Here is a 16,852-nt window from a genome sequence, read left to right as displayed (position 1 = left end):
CATGGCCACTTCTTGTGGCGAGAAGTGGCCAAGAGATTGCCGGGCCGACACCCCACATGACGCCTACGCACGGTAAATTTCAGGCCATGCCACGTGGACGCCACCGCCATTCCCCGCCTCTGCACAAGCTGCTGCCGCCCTCCGCGGTCGCCGGCGCCGCGGTCGTGTGCGCCGCGGCCGCCTGGCTGCCCGGCGATCTGCTGGTCGTGCGGCTGCTGAGTGCCGCCGCCGCGACGGCGGCCGTCACCGGCGCCGTCCTCATGCGCAGTTGGGACCGGAGCGCCGGCGCCCGCGTCGCCGAGCTCAACCGGGCCCGCACCGCCGACACGTGGAAGGCCGAGGAGCGGGTCGCCGAGCTGGAGTCCGACCTGGAGGAGTCCCGCGCCCTGCGGACCCGGCTCGACGCCAAGCTCCGCGCCAAGCGCGTCGAACTCGCCGGGCTGCGCGGCGAGCACGCCGATCTGCTCCGCCGGTACGCCACCGCGGAGACCGAGCGGGCCAGCGCCCTGGAGGGCCGCCGCGTCCTCGCCCTGGAGACGACCACCGGGGCCGGCGCGACCGGCACGAAGGCGCTGCCCGCCGCCGGCTCCACGCCCACCCCGGAGGCGTACCGGCGCGCCGCGCAGGCCCTCCGGGACCTCCCGCGCAACGCCGCGGCCCAGCAGGCCCGGCGCACCGTCGAGGCGGCCCGCCGGCGCGACCTCGCCGAGCGGGCCCGGGAGACGGAGGAGCCGCGGGGGAAGCACGCGGCGGACGTCGGGACCGAGCAGCACACCCGTACGGCCGCCCCCGCCCTCCCGCCCGCCACCGTCCCGGCGGCACTGCCCGCCGCACCGACCTCCGCCGCCGGCGCCCCGGGCGGAACTCCCGCCGCCGTGCCCGTCCCGCCCACGGGGATCGCGGCGGCGTCGGCAGGTCCCGCCGTTCCCGCCGTTCCGGCGGCCGCGGCGATCGTCCCGTACGCGGCCCGCAGGCCCGTCCCGCGCCCCGAGGGCGGCTTCGACTTCTTCGGTACGCAGAAGGCGGCGGCGGCCATCGAGGCCGTGCAGAACACCGACCTCGCCGACGTCGTGGGCGAGGAGGTCCTGGAAGAGGCCCTGGCCGCCGAGACCCCCTTCCTCGTCCCGCTCGCCCCGCTCGCCGCGCCCGTGCCGCCCCGGGCGATCGGCCAGGTCATCGACCTGACCGCGCACGACGAGACCGAGCAGATCGACGTCGCCGAACTGCGGGGCGCGGTCAGCTCGTGACGTACCGGCTCGCCCTGCTTCCGGCCGCGGAGGTGGTACGGCGCCGCGACGAGCTGATCGCCCTGTGCGCCCAGGCCTTCGGCGGACCTCCCTGGCACGAGCCGCCGCTCGGCGCCGTACGGACCGTGGACCGGCTGCTCGACAGCGCCGCGCGGAAGGACGACTTCTGCGCGGCGGCCGCGTACGCCGAGGAGGGCACCGACGACGGCACCGGCGATGCCGACGCCGCCCTGCTCGGCTTCGCGGCCGGATGGACCGACACCGCCCTGTCCGGCGACGAGCCCTTCTTCGAGCTTGCCGAGCTGGTCGTCGCCCCCGGCAGTCAGGGCCGGGGCATCGGCCGGGCCCTCCACGACGGGCTGCTCGTGGTCGGGTCGCCGGGACCGGCCCTGCTCATGACCCTGGACGTACCGGAACTGACGGACCGGTACGCGCGCTGGGGCTGGACGGTCGTGGACCGCCGGCGCCCCGCCAAGGAGCAGCGCGACTACGTCGTGATGAGACACGCCTGACCCCCGCGCCGGGGGCCGGCGGGGCCGCCTACTTGTCGATGTCGCCGACGACGAAGAACAGCGAGCCGAGGATCGCCACCATGTCGGCGACGAGCGTCCCCGGCAGCAGCTCGACCAGCGCCTGGATGTTGTTGAACGAGGCCGAGCGCAGCTTCAGCCGGTACGGGGTCTTCTCGCCCTTCGACACCAGGTAGTAGCCGTTGACGCCCAGCGGGTTCTCGGTCCAGGCGTAGGTGTGCCCCTCCGGGGCCTTCAGCACCTTCGGCAGCCGCTGGTTGATCGGCCCCTGCGGCAGCTCGGCCATCCGGTCGAGACAGGCGTCCGCCAGGTCCAGGGAGTTGTGCGTCTGGTCGAGCAGGCACTCGAAGCGGGCCAGGCAGTCGCCCTCCTGGCGCACGGCGACCCGCAGGGTGTCCTGGAGCTCCCCGTAGGCGAGGTACGGCTCGTCGCGGCGCAGGTCGAAGTCGACGCCCGAGGCGCGGGCGATGGGCCCGGACACCCCGTACGCGTGGACCGCGGCCTGCGACAGGACGCCGACCCCGCGCGTACGGCCCCGGAAGATCTCGTTGCCGAGGACCAGCCGGTCGTACACGTCCATCCGCGACCGGACGTCCGCGACGGCCTGCCGCGCCCGCCCCAGCCAGCCGGCGGGCAGGTCCTCCTTGAGGCCGCCGACCCGGTTGAACATGTAGTGCATCCGGCCGCCGGAGACCTCCTCCATCACCGCCTGGAGCTCCTCGCGCTCCCGGAACGCGTGGAAGACCGGGGTGATCCCGCCCAGTTCGAGGGGGTACGAGCCGAGGAACATGAGGTGGTTGAGGACCCGGTTCAGCTCGGCGAGGAGCGTACGGGTCCACACGGCCCGCTCGGGGACCTCCATGCCGAGCATCCGCTCGACGGCCATGACGACACCGAGCTCGTTGGAGAAGGCGGAGAGCCAGTCGTGGCGGTTGGCCAGCATGATGATCTGCCGGTAGTCCCGCGCCTCGAAGAGCTTCTCGGCGCCGCGGTGCATGTAGCCGATCACCGGCTCGGCCTGCCGGACCACCTCGCCGTCGAGCACGAGCCTGAGCCGGAGCACGCCATGGGTCGAGGGATGCTGCGGTCCGATGTTCAGCACCATGTCGGTGCTCTCCGCCGCGCCGCCGATTCCGACCGTCGTCTCCGTCATGCGGGACAGTATCCCCCGCCGCCCGGACGCCCCGCTGCCCTGCCCGTCAAGGCGTGCACGCGGATCGGCCGGGGGCCGGAAGGTCCACACCGCGATCGCCCGACCGGTTCCGGTTTGGTCCGGTTCCGGGCAGGTCGGTGGGTGGGTCAGGCCGTCGTCGCCGGGACCCGCACGGTCAGCCAGAGGAAGTCGCCGAGACCGCCGCGGGCGGTGAGCTCGGCGGCCTCCCCGGCGGTGGCGAGGGCGCGGACGTACGCGGCCGGGTCGGACGAGGCGAGCGAGAGCGGGGGCCGTCCACCGGACACCCCGAGGGCGTGCAGGGCCTCCCGCTGCGGGACCAGCTCGGCCACCGGCGACCCGGCCGCGCCACCACCCGCGTCCTGGGAGGCGACCGCCGCCGCGCACGCGTCGAGCGCCACGTGGGCCGTCAGGTCGCAGGTGCCGTCCGGGACCGGGGGCACCTCGCGGCCGGCCCGGAAGCCGGTCAGGGTGCCGAAGGGCGGCCGGGACTCCCGTACGTGCGCGTAGTCCACGGCCACCGCGCGGCCCGCCGCGAGCGAGGCCACCGCCGCCGCCCAGGCCTCGTCCCGGGTCCGCCCGATCTCGGCCCGGGCGCCGGGCTCCCGCAGCGGCCACCAGCGGGCCAGCCAGTCGGCGTCCGGTCCGGACACCGGGCCGCCGAGCCGTTCCGTGCCGTCCGCGCGGACCTCCACGTACCTCGCCGTGCCCTCCGCGTCCGCCTCGGCCACGTCCACCGGCACGTTGTCGAGCCACTCGTTCGCGAAGAGGAGCCCGCGCACCCCCACCGGCAGCCGGTCCGTCCAGACGATCCGCGGGTCGAGCCCCGCCGGACGGGCGGCGCGCTCGACCGCGTACGCCCGGACCCGGAGCTCCGTACCGGCGGCCGCCGCGAGCACCGCCGTGAGCAGCTCACCCCGCCCCGCGCCCACGTCCACGAGATCGACCTCGGCCGTTCCCAGCTCCGCCGCCACCTCACCGAGCAGCCGGGCCACGGCCCCCGCGAAGAGCGGGGAGGCGTGCACCGAGGTACGGAAGTGACCCGCAGGACCCTCGGGGCGCAGATAGAAGCCTTCCGGGCCGTACAGCGCCCGTTCCGTGGCCTCGCGCCACCCCTGCCACTGACACGTCTCATCCATCACGCGCCCCAGTCTCCACCTCGGGGAGTACGGGCCCCGCGCCAAGGATCGACCCCACGGTTGATCCCTGAACCTTCCGCCTTCCCTACTCTGGGTGACGTGCAGCGCCTCTACGACTTCCTCCGCAGACACCCGACGGGCGTCGACACCTTCTGGGCCGTCGTCCTCCTCGGGTTCTCCCTGCTGTGGGTGGGGACGACCTACCCCGTGGTGGGGCAGCCCGTCGCGTTCGGGGCGGTCGCCGTGCTCTTCTCCCTGGTCGTGGCCCTGCGCCGACGCGCCCCCGAGAAGATGCTGCTGCTCGCGGTCGCCCTCGGCGTCGCCCAGCTCGCCTTCGACCTGAAGCCGTTCATGGCCGACTTCGCCATGCTCGTGATCATCTTCACGGTCGCGGCGCACGACGGGCCCCGCTGGGCCTCCCGCCTCGCCCTCATCGGCGGGCTCGGCGCCTCCACGCTCTCGCAGCTCAGATGGCCCATGGAGGAGACCGACTCCGGAGCGGCCCAGGTCTTCTTCACGGTCATCATGACCGTGCCGTTCGCGCTCGCCTGGGTCCTCGGCGACTCGCTCCGCACCCGCCGCGCCTACTTCGCGCAGCTGGAGGAGCGGGCCTCCCGCCTGGAGCGGGAGCGCGAGGCCCAGGCCAAGGTCGCCGTCGCCGCCGAGCGGGCCCGGATCGCCCGCGAGCTGCACGACGTCGTCGCGCACAACGTGTCGGTGATGGTGGTCCAGGCCGACGGCGCCGCCTATGTCATGGACTCCTCCCCGGAGACCGCCAAGCAGGCCCTGGAGACCATCTCCACCACCGGCCGGCAGGCGCTCGCCGAGATGCGCCGCCTTCTCGGCATCCTGCGGACCGGGGAGCACCAGGAGGCCGGCGAGTACGTGCCGCAGCCCGACGTGGGGCAGATCGAGGACCTCGTCGAGCAGGTCCGCGGCGCCGGTCTCACCGTCGACTTCGCGATCGAGGGGAGCCCGCGCCCGCTGCCCAGCGGCGTCGAGCTCACCGCGTACCGGATCGTGCAGGAGGCCCTGACCAACACGCGCAAGCACGGCGGGCCGGACGTCGGCGCCAGTGTCCGGCTGGTCTACTTCGACGACGGACTCGGGCTGCTCGTCGAGGACGACGGCCGAGGCGCTCCGCAGGAGATGTACGAGGACGGCGGCGCCGACGGGCGGGGCCATGGTCTGATCGGTATGCGGGAGCGGGTCGGCATGGTCGGCGGCACGCTGGACGCGGGGCCGCGCCCCGGCGGCGGTTTCCGCATCAGCGCCCTGCTCCCCCTCAAGCCCGCTCACTGACGGCCTCCGACGACCGTTCCCGACGCCCTGCCCGACGCCCTGCCCGATACCCGCCCCGATGCCCGCCCCGACGCCCCGCCCCGACGCCCCGTCCCGACGCCCCTTAAGGAACTGACCTCATGTCCATCCGCGTGATGCTCGTCGACGACCAGGTGCTGCTCCGCACCGGTTTCCGCATGGTGCTCGCCGCCCAGCCGGACATGGAGGTCGTGGCGGAGGCCGGTGACGGCGTGGAGGCGCTGGAGGTCCTGCGGTCCACGGCGGTCGACGTCGTCCTGATGGACGTGCGCATGCCGAAGCTGGACGGGGTGGAGACGACCCGGCGGATCTGCTCCCAGCCGGACGCCCCGAAGGTGCTGATCCTGACCACGTTCGACCTCGACGAGTACGCCTTCTCGGGGCTGAAGGCGGGCGCGAGCGGCTTCATGCTGAAGGACGTGCCGCCGGCGGAGCTGCTCGGCGCGATCCGTTCGGTGCACAGCGGCGACGCGGTGGTGGCGCCCTCGACGACCCGCCGCCTGCTCGACCGCTTCTCGCCGATGCTGCCGTCGACGGGCAAGGAGACCCGGGCCGTCGACACCGCGCTGGCGCGGCTCACGGACCGGGAGCGCGAGGTGATGATGCTGGTCGCGCAGGGCCTGTCGAACGGCGAGATCGCCGCCCGGCTCGTCCTTTCGGAAGCGACGGTGAAGACCCACGTGGGCCGGATCCTGACCAAGCTGGGCCTGCGCGACCGGGTCCAGGTCGTGGTCCTCGCGTACGAGTCGGGCCTGGTCCGCGCGGGCGGCGGCGCCGCGTCCTAGCCGGATCCTCTCAGCGCAGGACGCTCTCCAGGAAGTCGCTGCCGAGCCGGGCGACGACGGTCACGTCGAGCTGGTGCAGGACGTACCGGCCGCGGCGCTGGGTCGTGACCAGGCCGGCCTTCTTCATGACCGCGAGGTGGCGGGAGACCTCGGGGGCGGTGATGTTGTACGCGTCGGCCAGTTCGCTCGTCGTGTTCGTGCCCCGGGCCAGACTGCGGCAGAGCCGCATCCGCATGGGGTGGTCGAGGGCCTCCAGGCGCAGCCTGACCGCCTGGACGGAGGCCGCGCCGCCGAGGTCGCGCGTGGGCACGGGGTACTGGACCACCGGCTGCCAGCCGGGCGCGTGCAGGGCGAAGAGGTGCGGCCAGCCGAAGGCCGTCGGCACGAACGTCAGTCCGGAGCCCTCGGCGCTCGTCCGGCCCTGGATCAGCTTGTCCACGACGATCCGGGAGCCCTGCTCGTCCTCCTCCAGGGTCATCGCGGCGGAGGCGTCGGCGACCGCCTCGGCCAGCCCCTTGCGGCGCAGCAGCTCGGTCTTGTGGCGGGCGTCGGCGGCGAGCTGGACGTGGACCCGGTTCCAGGTGTCCGCGAAGAAGGCCTCGTCGCAGTCCTCCAGCAGCCGCCGGATCCACGCGCGCGTGCCGGGAGGGTCGGCCAGCATCCGCTCCACGAAGGCGGTCTGCCGGGGCCCGCGCGCCGCTGCCAGGTCGAGGGCGCGGCGGCGCATCCGCTCGTCGACGAGCGGTGAGGGCGCTCCGTGCGTGTACTTGCTGTTGCAGGAGATCTCCAGGGCGGAGCCCACGTACTTCTCGTCGTCCATGCGGTCGAGGTCGTCCAGCTCCTCCGCGAGGGTCTCCCGGGGCCGCGGCGGCAGCAGGATGTCCGAGCGGGTGGAGTTCCACATGAAGTCGGCCTCGTGGAGCCGGTCCGCGAGCTCCGGCTTCAGCGCCGCCGCGGTCGTGGTGGTCCAGGCGTGGAGCCGGGGGTGGTGCGCGGGCTCGGCCAGGGCGTGCAGGGCGGCGCCCAGTTCGGCCAGGGGCGAGGGGCAGAAGGTGATCCGCTCGTGCGGCAGTCCGGTGATGTCGATGGTCACGCTCACCCGTCCATGGTGCGGGGTGGGGCGGGGGAGCCGTCGTCCCGTTTGACGGGGGCCGTCAATCGACGGGCCCGACCGCAGCGGCGCGGCGCACGGTGAGCGCATGAACGCGCTGCACCAGTACCTCTTCGACACCTACCGCGCCGCCCGGCTCGGGGAACCTCCGCCGCCGGCGCCCGGCACGTACGAGGTCGCCCTGCTGCGGGCCGTCCGCGACCGCCGCCGCTTCGACCGGGTGGTGGCGGGCCGCAGGGCCGGGGGCGACCTGAGCCTCCGGCTCCGCGCGGCCCTGCACCGCCGCCACCGGCGCCACCGCCGCCACCGGCCGCCCTGCTGACGGCCCCGGCCGGGGTCACCCCGGAGCGGTCACTCCGGCCCACGTCACTCCGGCCCGGTTACACCAGCCCCCGCTCCCTTCACCCAGGTCACCCTTCGACGCGCCCCAGGAAGTCCCGTACCGCCGCCCGCACATCCGCCGCCGTCCACTCCAGTCCCGATCCGGTCACGGTCAGCTCCGTCACGGCCACCCCCGGCGGGCCGCCCGCGCCGGGGCCGAACCAGCGGCGGAAGAGGGCGGTTCCGGTGGCCTCGGTCTGGGCGAGGGCCGCGGCCGTGAGGGTCTCGGGGGCGTACGGGAGCCAGACCTGGAACTGATGGGTGTGCGGGGTCTCGGGGTGGACCCGGAACCAGCCCACGCCCGCCTCCGCGAGCTCCTCCCGCACGGCCTCGGCCACCACGCGCGCGTGGCGCACGTACGAGGGCAGCCGTGGCAGCTCGACCTCCAGGCCGCGGAGCGCGGAGAGCGCCGCCGGGTACTGCTGGAAGAGCAGTCCCCCGTACCGGTGCCGCCAGACCCGCGCCTCCTCCATGACGTCCTCGGGACCGGCGAGCGCGGCCCCGGACAGGCCACCGAGGGACTTGTAGAACGAGACGTACACGCTGTCCGCGAGCCCGGCGATCTCCGCGAGCCCGCGGCCGAAGGGCGTCGTGCACTCCCACAGCCGCGCGCCGTCGAAGTGGACCACCGCGTCCCGCTCCCGGGCGGCCTCGACCACCTCGGTGAGCTCGTCCCAGGAGGGCAGCACGAAGCCCGCGTCGCGCAGCGGAAGCTCCAGCATCAGCGTCCCGAAGGACTCCGGGTGGTCGCGGACCTCCTGGGCCGTGGGCAGCCGCGGCGCGTCGGTCGGGTGGACCGTACGGAGCCCGGAGACGGCCTCGAACGCCCCGCCCTCGTGGACCTCGGGGTGGGCGAGCGGGTGGAGGGCGACGACGGGGCTGCCGGTGCGCCCTGCCCAGCAGCGCAGCGCGACCTGCTGGGCCATCGTGCCGGTCGGGAAGAAGACGGCGGCGGGCAGACCGAGCTCCTCGGCCACGCGCCGTTCGAGCTCCTCCACCAACCCGTTGCCGTACGTGTCGAGGGGCGCGTCCCCGTGGCCGGCGAGCTCCGCCCAGTCGGCGAGCTCGCGGATCCGCTGCCCGACCGTTCCGTCGACGGAGGTGTCCCACAGCTTGCGCTCGGCGCCGCCCCAGACTTTCGCCCGGTACAGCCGGGCCGCTTCCTCGTCCATCGGTTCCCTCGTGTCCACCGGTTCGGTCGGTTCCATGGACCGATCATCACACCGCCACCCACACCCTGTGGGCAGCCACGGAGCACCACGAATCCGCTGGCGTAGCATGACCAGAAATCGTCCGGTACCCGCCGAGGACTGGAACGGAAGGCCGTCCCCACCGTGAACGCACCAGCAGCGCCAGAGCCCCGGGCATCGGAGCCCCGAGCCGAGGACCGACCCGCCCGGCTCACCGTCGGAGTCGTCGGCGCCGGCCGCGTGGGCCCCGCCCTCGCCGCCGCCCTCCGGCTCGCGGGCCACCGCCCCGTCGCCGTCTCCGCGGTCTCCGACGCCTCCCGGCGCCGCGCCGCCGAGCTCCTGCCCGACGTCCCGGTGGTGGAGCCCGCCCGCGTCCTCGCCCTCGCCGACCTGGTCCTCCTGACCGTCCCGGACGACGCCCTGCCGGGCCTGGTCGAGGGCCTCGCCGACACCGGAGCCGTACGGCCGGGACAGCTGATCGTGCACACCTCCGGGCGGTACGGGGTACGGGTCCTCGACCCCGCCCGCCGGGCCGGCGCGCTGCCGCTCGCCCTGCACCCCGCCATGACCTTCACCGGCACCCCCGTCGACGTCCAGCGGCTCGCGGGCTGTTCCTTCGGGGTGACCGCGCCCGAGGAGCTGCGGCTCGCCGCCGAGGCCCTGGTGATCGAGATGGGCGGCGAGCCCGAGTGGATCGCCGAGGACGCCCGCCCGCTCTACCACGCGGCCCTGGCGCTCGGCGCGAACCACCTGGTCACCCTGGTGGCCCAGTCGATGGAGCTGCTCAGCAAGGCCGGGGTCGCCGCGCCCGACCGCATGCTGGGCCCGCTCCTCGGCGCCGCCCTGGACAACGCCCTGCGGTCCGGGGACGCGGCCCTGACCGGCCCCGTCGCGCGCGGTGACGCCGGTACGGTCGCCGCCCACGTCGCCGAGTTGCGCAAGCACGCGCCCGGCACCGTCGCCGGCTACCTGGCGATGGCCCGCACGACCGCCGACCGGGCGCTCGCGCACGGCCTGCTCAAGCCCGAGCTGGCGGAGGACCTGCTGGGGGTGCTCGCCGAGACGACGGGCGAAGCCGCCCACCCGGCAGACCCGGCAGACCCGGCCGACGGGCCGCAAGGAGACGACCGATGACCCTCTTCGCCCGCAAGAGCGCCGGGAGCGCCGGGAGCGCCGACAGTGCTGGCAGCGCCGACAGTGCCGGCAGCGCCGAGCGCGCCGGGGACGGCCTGCCCGTGCGCCACCGGCCGGCCGAGCTGATGCCCACGGTCGAGGACCTCCGGGCCGCCGCCGCCCACCACGGCCTGCCCGGCCGCAACGCCGTCGTCATGACCATGGGCGCCCTCCACGAGGGCCACGCCACCCTGATCCGTACCGCCCGCGAGCGCGTCGGCGCCGAGGGCTTCGTCGTCGTCACGGTCTTCGTCAACCCGCTCCAGTTCGGCGCCGGCGAGGACCTCGACCGCTACCCCCGCACGCTCGAAGCCGACCTGGAGCTCGCCTTCGACGCGGGCGCGAGCGTCGTCTTCGCGCCCTCCGTCGACGAGGTCTACCCGGGCGGCGAGCCCCAGGTCCGGATCACCGCCGGCCCCATGGGCGGGCGTCTCGAAGGCGCATCGCGGCCCGGTCACTTCGACGGGATGCTGACCGTCGTCGCCAAGCTCCTCCACCTCACCGCGCCCGACCTGGCCTTCTTCGGGCAGAAGGACGCCCAGCAGCTGGCCCTGATCCGCCGCATGGCCCGCGACCTGAACTTCCCCGTCGAGATCGTCGGCGTGGAGACCGTCCGCGAGACCGACGGCCTCGCCCTCTCCAGCCGCAACCGCTACCTGTCGGCCGCGGAGCGCCGTACCGCGCTCGCGCTGTCCGGCGCGCTGTTCGCCGCCCGCGACCGGCTCGCCGCCCAGGAGGCGCTGCGCGCGCGTGCCGCGTCCCTGCCGGGCGCCCAGGGCCGGGCCGAGAACCGCGCCGAGGCGCTCTCCCGGCTCGGCGAGGCCCGGGCCGCCGCCGACGCCCACGCGGTCGCGCAGGCGGCCGAGGGCGGCGGCGCCGAGGCCGTCCGGGCCGCGGCCCGCTCCGTCCTCGACGACGCGGCGAAGGCCGAGCCGCCGCTCACCCTCGACTACCTGGCCCTCGTCGACCCGGCCGACTTCACCGAGGTCGCCGACGGCCACGACGGGGAGGCGGTCCTCGCCGTCGCCGCGCGGGTGGGGAACACGCGGCTCATCGACAACATCCCCCTGACCTTCGGAGCCACCAAGTGACCGGAATACGGCTGCACGCGCCCGCGCCGGGCTGGGCCATCGACGCCGACGTCGTCGTGGTCGGCTCCGGTGTCGCGGGCCTCACCGCCGCCCTGCGCTGCACGGCCGCGGGGCTCCGTACGGTCGTCGTCACCAAGGCCCGGCTCGACGACGGCTCCACCCGCTGGGCGCAGGGCGGCATCGCCGCCGCGCTCGGCGAGGGCGACACCCCCGAGCAGCACCTCGACGACACCCTCGTCGCCGGTGCCGGGCTCTGCGACGAGGAGGCCGTACGGCTGCTCGTCACGGAGGGTCCCGCGGCCGTCCGTCGGCTCATCGCGACCGGCGCCGACTTCGACAAGACCGCCGAGGGCGAGATCGCGCTGACCCGTGAGGGCGGCCACCACCGCCGCCGGATCGCGCACGCCGGCGGCGACGCGACCGGCGCCGAGATCTCCCGCGCCCTCGTCGAGGCGATACGGGACGGGGGCGTGCGCTTCATCGAGCACGCGCTCGTCCTGGACCTCCTGACGGACGCCGAGGGCCGTACGGCGGGCGTGACCCTCCACGTCATGGGCGAGGGCCAGCACGACGGCGTCGGAGCCGTCCACGCCCCCGCCGTGGTCCTCGCCACCGGCGGCATGGGCCAGGTCTTCTCCGCCACCACCAACCCGGCGGTCTCCACCGGCGACGGCGTCGCGCTCGCGCTGCGCGCCGGGGCCGAGGTCTCCGACCTGGAGTTCGTCCAGTTCCACCCGACGGTGCTCTTCCTCGGCGCCGACTCCGAGGGCCAGCAGCCGCTGGTCTCCGAGGCGGTCCGGGGTGAGGGCGCGTACCTGGTCGACGCCGACGGGGTCCGCTTCATGCTCGGGCAGCACGAGCTGGCCGAGCTCGCGCCCCGCGACATCGTCGCCAAGGCGATCATGCGCCGGATGCAGGAGCAGGGCACCGAGCACATGTACCTCGACGCCCGTCACTTCGGCGCCGAGATGTGGGCGGAGCGCTTCCCGACGATCCTGGCCGCCTGTCGCGCCCACGGCATCGATCCGGTGACGGAGCCGATCCCGGTCGCCCCCGCCGCGCACTACGCCTCCGGCGGTGTCCGCACGGACCTGCGCGGCCGGACCACGGTCCCGGGCCTGTACGCGTGCGGCGAGGTCGCCTGTACGGGCGTCCACGGCGCCAACCGGCTCGCCTCGAACTCGCTCCTGGAGGGCCTGGTCTTCGCCGAGCGGATCGCCGAGGAGATCACGGCCGCCGCCCCGCGGATGCCGGGCGCCCCGGTGCCGCACCCGGCCCCGGTGACCCTGCCGCTGCCGGTGGCCGGCGCGCGGATCCGTATCCAGCGGGTCATGACGGCCGGTGCGGGGGTGCTCCGCTCCGCGAACAGCCTGCGGGAGGCCGCGGAGGCCCTCGACTCCCTGCACAGCGACGCGCTGGCGGGCGGCACGGACGACACCAAGGCGGCCGAGCCCGGTGTGGAGTCCTGGGAGACCACGAACCTGCTGTGCGTCGCCCGGGTCCTGGTCGCCGCCGCGCGCCGCCGCGAGGAGACCCGCGGCTGCCACTGGCGCGAGGACCACCCGGACCGCGACGACACGGACTGGCGCCGGCATCTCGTCGTCCGCCTGACCGCCGAGCGGACCCTCGACGTCCGGACGACCGGCACGCATGACCTTCCCCCCACCCTCGACGCCCCCAGGGAGCCGTAAGTGACCACGCCCGAGGAAGCCCGTCCCGAGCCCGTGGACGTCCCTCTGATCCAGATCAGCGCCGCCCCGGCGGAAGCGGCCGGCGGCTGTGGCGACGGCTGCGGCTGCGGCGGCGAGGAGGAGTTCGAGTGCGGGCTCGACCCCGCCCTCGCGGAGCTCCTCGCGGACGCCGGTCTCGACCCCGTCCAGGTCGAGGACATCGCGCACCTCGCCATCGCCGAGGACCTCGACGGCGGCGTGGACGTGACGACCGTGGCGACCGTTCCCGAGGACGCCGTCGCCACCGCCGACTTCACGGCCCGCGAGGCCGGTGTCGTGGCGGGTCTGCGGGTCGCCGAGGCCGTGCTGTCCATCGTGTGCGCGGACGAGTTCGAGGTCGAGCGGCACGTCGAGGACGGCGAGCGCGTCGAGGCCGGGGACACCCTCCTCAGCGTCACCGCCCGCACCCGCGACCTGCTCACCGGCGAGCGCAGCGCGCTCAACATCCTCTGCCGCCTCTCCGGCATCGCCACCGCCACGCGCGCGTGGGCGGACGCCCTGGAGGGCACGAAGGCCAAGGTCCGCGACACCCGCAAGACGACCCCGGGGCTGCGCGCCCTGGAGAAGTACGCGGTCCGCTGCGGCGGCGGCGTCAACCACCGGATGTCGCTCTCCGACGCGGCCCTGGTGAAGGACAACCACGTGGTGGCGGCCGGCGGCGTGGCCCAGGCCTTCAAGGCCGTACGGGAGCTGTTCCCGGAGCTGCCGATCGAGGTCGAGGTCGACACGATGCACCAGGTCCGCGAGGTCCTGGACGCGGGCGCCGACCTGATCCTGCTCGACAACTTCACCCCGGTGGAGACCGAGGAGGCCGTCGCGCTCGTCGCGGGCCGTGCCGTCCTGGAGTCCTCGGGCCGGCTGACCCTGGAGAACGCGGCGGCGTACGCGGCGACCGGCGTCGACTACCTGGCGGTCGGCGGGCTCACCCACTCCTCCCCGATCCTCGACATCGGCCTGGACCTGCGCGAGGTGCGGGCCTGATGCTGCTCACCATCGACGTCGGCAACACGCACACGGTCCTCGGCCTCTTCGACGGCGAGGAGATCGTCGAGCACTGGCGGATCTCCACGGACCCGCGCAGGACGGCCGACGAGATGGCGGTCCTGCTCCAGGGCCTCATGGGCATGCACCCGCTGCTCGGCGTCGAGCTGAGCGACGGCATCGAGGGGATCGCCATCTGCGCGACGGTCCCCTCGGTGCTGCACGAGCTGCGCGAGGTGACCCGCCGGTACTACGGGGACGTGCCGGCGGTCCTGGTGGAGCCGGGCGTCAAGACGGGCGTCCCGGTCATCACCGACAACCCGAAGGAGGTCGGCGCGGACCGCATCATCAACGCGGCCGCGGCGGTCGAGCTGTACGGCGGTCCGGCGATCGTCGTCGACTTCGGTACGGCGACGACGTACGACGCGGTCACCGTGCGCGGTGAGTACGCGGGCGGGGCGATCGCGCCGGGCATCGAGATCTCGGTCGAGGCGCTGGGCGTGAAGGGGGCCATGCTCCGCAAGATCGAGCTGGCCCGCCCGCGCAACGTGATCGGCAAGAACACGGTCGAGGCGATGCAGTCGGGCATCATCTACGGCTACGCGGGCCAGGTCGACGGCGTGGTGGCCCGGATGAAGCGCGAGCTCGTCGGCCCGAACGGCGATCCTTCCGACGTGACGGTGATCGCGACGGGCGGTCTGGCCCCGATGGTTCTCGGCGAGTCGGCGGAGATCGACGAGCACGAGCCCTGGCTGACCCTGATCGGCCTGCGGCTGGTGTACGAGCGGAACGTCTCCCGGATGTGAGCCTCCGCCCTCCCGGCGGTCATTCCGGCGCTGATCGTCCCGCCGGGACGGTGATCGTCCCGGCGCGCCGGAATGATCGCTAAGAGAAAATTGTCCGATTAGCGCGTATCGTCGGCCCATGCCCACGCCATACGGATCTCGCGGCGGCATGGCGTTCAGCGCGGACGAGCTGCGTGTGCTCCGCCGCGCCCTTGCCATCGCCCTCCACCCTGCCCCCCTCCAGGACGAGGACGTCCAGGACTACCTGTGCCTGGCCGACTCCGTGGACGAGGCGGTACGCGAGGCCGGCCGGCTGCGCGCCTTCCTCCTCGACGACCTGGCCCGCTACCGCGAGGCCCTCCCCGGCTCGCTCCCCGGCTATCTGGCGCTCCTCAAGGGGGCCCTGGTCGGCGGCTACGACCCCGGGGTCGACGACCTCGCTGCCCTGCGCGCGCTGCGCGGCGACCCCGCGGCCGCCGAGCTGCTCGCGCGCTGCCGGCTCCTCGCCGAGCGCTCCGTACGCGCCCGCCTCGCCCGGGTCTCCCAGGCGACGGCGTCGACCGTGGCCCCCGCCGGTGCGGCGATCGCCCCCCGGGTCCGGCTGCTCGCCCTCCCCGGCGGGCGCTCGGCGGCCGGGGAGCCGAAACCGAACCCGCCGTCCGGGCCGCCCCCGGGCGATCGCCCCGTACCGAAGCCCTCCGAGGTGTTCCCGCCGCGCCGACGGCCCGTACCCCCGCCCCCGCCCGAGGAACGGGTCGCCGGATAGCTACTCTGGACGTCATGGACTACGTATCCGCGCTCCTGCCCCCCGTCGTGATGGCCGCGTTCTTCATCGGCCTCGTCGTCACGATCGTCAAGAGCCAGGGCGGCCCGAACAAGGCCAAGGAGGACGCGGTCGTGGACGCCGCCCTCGCCCGCGCCGAGGCCACCCGCCAGGCGGACGGCGCCGCCACTTCCTGAGGCACCGCGCCGAGGAACCCCGCACCACCGGGACGTGCGACCTTTACAGGTCGCGCGTCCTTTTTGTTGCGTTTCTCCATGTAAATAGACGCTTGCCAACCCTTTGCGAACTATGGTGGCACTGTGCCCCGTCCATTGGGAGAGCTTGAGGACGCCGTCATGACGCGCGTCTGGCAATGGAACCGTCCGGTGACCGTCCGGGAAGTTCTGGAAGACCTCCAGCAGGAACGGTCCATCGCCTACACCACCGTCATGACCGTCATGGACAATCTCCATCAGAAGGGCTGGGTGCGCAGGGAAGTCGACGGCCGCGCCTATCGATATACGGCGGTCTCCACCCGGGCCGCTTACTCGGCCGCGCTGATGAACGAGGCCTGGGCCCAGAGCGACAACCCCGCGGCCGCCCTCGTCGCCTTCTTCGGCATGATGTCGCAGGACCAGCGCGAGGCGCTGAACGACGCCATCCGTATCGTCCAGCGCGACAACCCGATCCCGGCCCCGCCCGAAGAACCGGCCGCGGAGAAGCCCGTGGACGGGAAGATCGAGGCGGACAAGGCCGAGGCCGACAAGATCGAGGCGGACAAGGCCGCCGACGGGACCGGGGCCCAGGGGCGATAGCGTCCCCCCATGTCGCCGTCTGCTTCCTCCGCAACTTCCCCGGCTTCCGCGAAAGCCGTCACCGTACGCAGGGCCCGCACCGGAGATGTCGCCGCGGTGCGCCGCCTTGTGGATCCCTTCGTCCAGCGCGGGATCCTTCTCGACAAGGCGACCGTGACCCTTTACGAGTCCATCCAGGAGTTCTGGGTCGCGGAACGCGACGAGGACGCCACGGTCGTCGGTTGCGGCGCCCTGCACGTCATGTGGGAAGACCTCGCGGAAGTCCGCACTCTCGCCGTCGATGCCGAGTTCAAGGGAGCCGGCGTCGGACATCAGGTGCTCGACAAGTTGTTGCACACCGCCCGATGGCTCGGGGTGCGGCGGGTATTCTGCCTGACCTTCGAAGTCGACTTCTTCGCGAAGCACGGCTTCGTCGAGATCGGCGAGACCCCGGTCGACGGAGATGTCTACAGCGAGCTCCTCCGTTCCTATGACGAGGGAGTCGCCGAGTTCCTCGGTCTCGAACGAGTGAAGCCGAACACCTTGGGCAACAGCCGGATGCTTCTGCACCTGTGACCCGGAACCCCGGAGGGAAGCCGAAGCGGATCCCTATGTCCGAAACGCGCACGTTTCCCGCGTTGCCGGGGATCTGAACCTCTCC

At 73.9% G+C, this 16,852-nt stretch carries 18 protein-coding genes; 14 read left to right on the top strand and 4 right to left on the bottom strand.

Translation table 11 applies throughout. The annotated features are described in order from the left end of the window. The first annotated feature begins 86 nt into the window (after positions 1-86). Both OG361_RS17860 and OG361_RS17855 read left to right on the top strand, forming a co-directional pair. Positions 87-1,247, top strand: coding sequence for a hypothetical protein (locus OG361_RS17860; protein WP_405854719.1), 1,161 nt, complete (start codon positions 87-89; stop codon positions 1,245-1,247). Beyond that, positions 1,244-1,759: a GNAT family N-acetyltransferase gene (locus OG361_RS17855; RefSeq protein ID WP_405854717.1), complete on the top strand. Its 516-nt coding sequence runs from the start codon at positions 1,244-1,246 to the stop codon at positions 1,757-1,759. Before OG361_RS17860 ends, OG361_RS17855 begins: the two co-directional genes overlap by 4 nt. Positions 1,760-1,787: 28 nt before the next feature. On the opposite strand, the gene OG361_RS17850 is transcribed toward OG361_RS17855, so the two are convergent. Both OG361_RS17850 and OG361_RS17845 read right to left on the bottom strand, forming a co-directional pair. Further along, positions 1,788-2,930: an NADH-quinone oxidoreductase subunit D gene (locus OG361_RS17850; protein ID WP_384576079.1), complete on the bottom strand. Its 1,143-nt coding sequence runs from the start codon at positions 2,928-2,930 to the stop codon at positions 1,788-1,790. Between the two features lie 146 nt (positions 2,931-3,076). Then, positions 3,077-4,087 carry an SAM-dependent methyltransferase gene (locus OG361_RS17845; RefSeq protein ID WP_405862311.1) on the bottom strand — a complete coding sequence of 337 codons (1,011 nt, stop codon included), beginning with the start codon at positions 4,085-4,087 and terminating at the stop codon, positions 3,077-3,079. A 99-nt stretch (positions 4,088-4,186) separates the two neighbouring features. Here OG361_RS17845 and OG361_RS17840 point away from each other — a divergent pair, with 99 nt between their 5' ends. Together OG361_RS17840 and OG361_RS17835 are read left to right on the top strand one after the other, a co-directional pair. Then, a complete protein-coding gene (locus tag OG361_RS17840) occupies positions 4,187-5,389 on the top strand; it encodes a sensor histidine kinase (protein ID WP_405854714.1) in 1,203 nt (400 codons plus the stop codon). 119 nt (positions 5,390-5,508) lie between these two features. Next, a complete protein-coding gene (locus tag OG361_RS17835; protein WP_405854712.1) occupies positions 5,509-6,192 on the top strand; it encodes a response regulator in 684 nt (227 codons plus the stop codon). A gap of 10 nt (positions 6,193-6,202) precedes the next feature. On the opposite strand, the gene OG361_RS17830 is transcribed toward OG361_RS17835, so the two are convergent. Next, entirely contained in the window at positions 6,203-7,291 is a 1,089-nt protein-coding gene (locus OG361_RS17830) for a DUF5937 family protein (protein WP_405854710.1), read from the bottom strand. A 100-nt stretch (positions 7,292-7,391) separates the two neighbouring features. Between OG361_RS17830 and OG361_RS17825 the strand changes: the two genes are divergently transcribed. After that, positions 7,392-7,625 (top strand): hypothetical protein, encoded by a 234-nt coding sequence (locus OG361_RS17825; protein ID WP_405854708.1) that lies wholly within the window; start codon positions 7,392-7,394, stop codon positions 7,623-7,625. 88 nt (positions 7,626-7,713) lie between these two features. Here the strand turns inward: OG361_RS17825 and OG361_RS17820 are convergent, their stop codons facing one another. After that, positions 7,714-8,892, bottom strand: a complete 1,179-nt coding sequence (locus OG361_RS17820; protein WP_405854706.1) for a threonine aldolase family protein — start codon at positions 8,890-8,892, stop codon at positions 7,714-7,716. A 126-nt stretch (positions 8,893-9,018) separates the two neighbouring features. On the opposite strand from OG361_RS17820, the gene OG361_RS17815 reads away from it, so the two are divergent. From OG361_RS17815 to OG361_RS17775, 9 genes are all read left to right on the top strand, one after another. Then, entirely contained in the window at positions 9,019-10,008 is a 990-nt protein-coding gene (locus tag OG361_RS17815) for a Rossmann-like and DUF2520 domain-containing protein (protein WP_405854704.1), read from the top strand. Between the two features lie 125 nt (positions 10,009-10,133). Continuing rightward, entirely contained in the window at positions 10,134-11,138 is a 1,005-nt protein-coding gene (panC, locus tag OG361_RS17810; RefSeq protein ID WP_405862309.1) for a pantoate--beta-alanine ligase, read from the top strand. After that, positions 11,135-12,829: an L-aspartate oxidase gene (locus OG361_RS17805; protein WP_405854702.1), complete on the top strand. Its 1,695-nt coding sequence runs from the start codon at positions 11,135-11,137 to the stop codon at positions 12,827-12,829. Before panC ends, OG361_RS17805 begins: the two co-directional genes overlap by 4 nt. Then, the gene (gene nadC / locus OG361_RS17800; protein ID WP_384576055.1) at positions 12,830-13,849 is read left to right on the top strand and encodes a carboxylating nicotinate-nucleotide diphosphorylase; all 1,020 of its coding nucleotides are present in this window, start codon (positions 12,830-12,832) and stop codon (positions 13,847-13,849) included. It abuts the gene before it with no gap. Continuing rightward, positions 13,849-14,655, top strand: a complete 807-nt coding sequence (locus OG361_RS17795; RefSeq protein WP_405854700.1) for a type III pantothenate kinase — start codon at positions 13,849-13,851, stop codon at positions 14,653-14,655. The genes nadC and OG361_RS17795 overlap by 1 nt, the downstream gene beginning before the upstream one ends. A gap of 148 nt (positions 14,656-14,803) precedes the next feature. Beyond that, positions 14,804-15,400, top strand: coding sequence for a hypothetical protein (locus OG361_RS17790; RefSeq protein ID WP_405862307.1), 597 nt, complete (start codon positions 14,804-14,806; stop codon positions 15,398-15,400). Positions 15,401-15,414: 14 nt separating this feature from the next. Next, a complete protein-coding gene (locus tag OG361_RS17785) occupies positions 15,415-15,594 on the top strand; it encodes a hypothetical protein (protein ID WP_384576049.1) in 180 nt (59 codons plus the stop codon). Between the two features lie 123 nt (positions 15,595-15,717). After that, positions 15,718-16,212: a BlaI/MecI/CopY family transcriptional regulator gene (locus OG361_RS17780; RefSeq protein WP_405854697.1), complete on the top strand. Its 495-nt coding sequence runs from the start codon at positions 15,718-15,720 to the stop codon at positions 16,210-16,212. 9 nt (positions 16,213-16,221) lie between these two features. Continuing rightward, a complete protein-coding gene (locus OG361_RS17775) occupies positions 16,222-16,767 on the top strand; it encodes an amino-acid N-acetyltransferase (protein ID WP_405854695.1) in 546 nt (181 codons plus the stop codon). Positions 16,768-16,852: the final 85 nt, after the last annotated feature.

It is taken from the genome of Streptomyces sp. NBC_00090, assembly GCF_045160815.1.
Classification (GTDB): domain Bacteria; phylum Actinomycetota; class Actinomycetes; order Streptomycetales; family Streptomycetaceae; genus Streptomyces.
Note: the sequence above shows the minus strand (reverse complement) of the source record. Positions and strands in the feature narration are given on the sequence as shown.

Excerpts from the sequence above, each read along its gene's own strand:
- OG361_RS17860 (WP_405854719.1), top strand. The coding sequence starts at position 87 with ATGCCACGTGGACGCCACCGCCATTCCCCGCCTCTGCACAAGCTGCTG.
- OG361_RS17850 (WP_384576079.1), bottom strand. The coding sequence starts at position 2,930 with ATGACGGAGACGACGGTCGGAATCGGCGGCGCGGCGGAGAGCACCGAC.
- OG361_RS17845 (WP_405862311.1), bottom strand. The coding sequence starts at position 4,087 with ATGGATGAGACGTGTCAGTGGCAGGGGTGGCGCGAGGCCACGGAACGG.
- OG361_RS17835 (WP_405854712.1), top strand. The coding sequence starts at position 5,509 with ATGTCCATCCGCGTGATGCTCGTCGACGACCAGGTGCTGCTCCGCACC.
- OG361_RS17825 (WP_405854708.1), top strand. The coding sequence starts at position 7,392 with ATGAACGCGCTGCACCAGTACCTCTTCGACACCTACCGCGCCGCCCGG.
- OG361_RS17820 (WP_405854706.1), bottom strand. The coding sequence starts at position 8,892 with ATGGAACCGACCGAACCGGTGGACACGAGGGAACCGATGGACGAGGAA.
- panC (WP_405862309.1), top strand. The coding sequence starts at position 10,134 with ATGCCCACGGTCGAGGACCTCCGGGCCGCCGCCGCCCACCACGGCCTG.
- OG361_RS17795 (WP_405854700.1), top strand. The coding sequence starts at position 13,849 with ATGCTGCTCACCATCGACGTCGGCAACACGCACACGGTCCTCGGCCTC.
- OG361_RS17790 (WP_405862307.1), top strand. The coding sequence starts at position 14,804 with ATGGCGTTCAGCGCGGACGAGCTGCGTGTGCTCCGCCGCGCCCTTGCC.
- OG361_RS17785 (WP_384576049.1), top strand. The coding sequence starts at position 15,415 with ATGGACTACGTATCCGCGCTCCTGCCCCCCGTCGTGATGGCCGCGTTC.
- OG361_RS17775 (WP_405854695.1), top strand. The coding sequence starts at position 16,222 with ATGTCGCCGTCTGCTTCCTCCGCAACTTCCCCGGCTTCCGCGAAAGCC.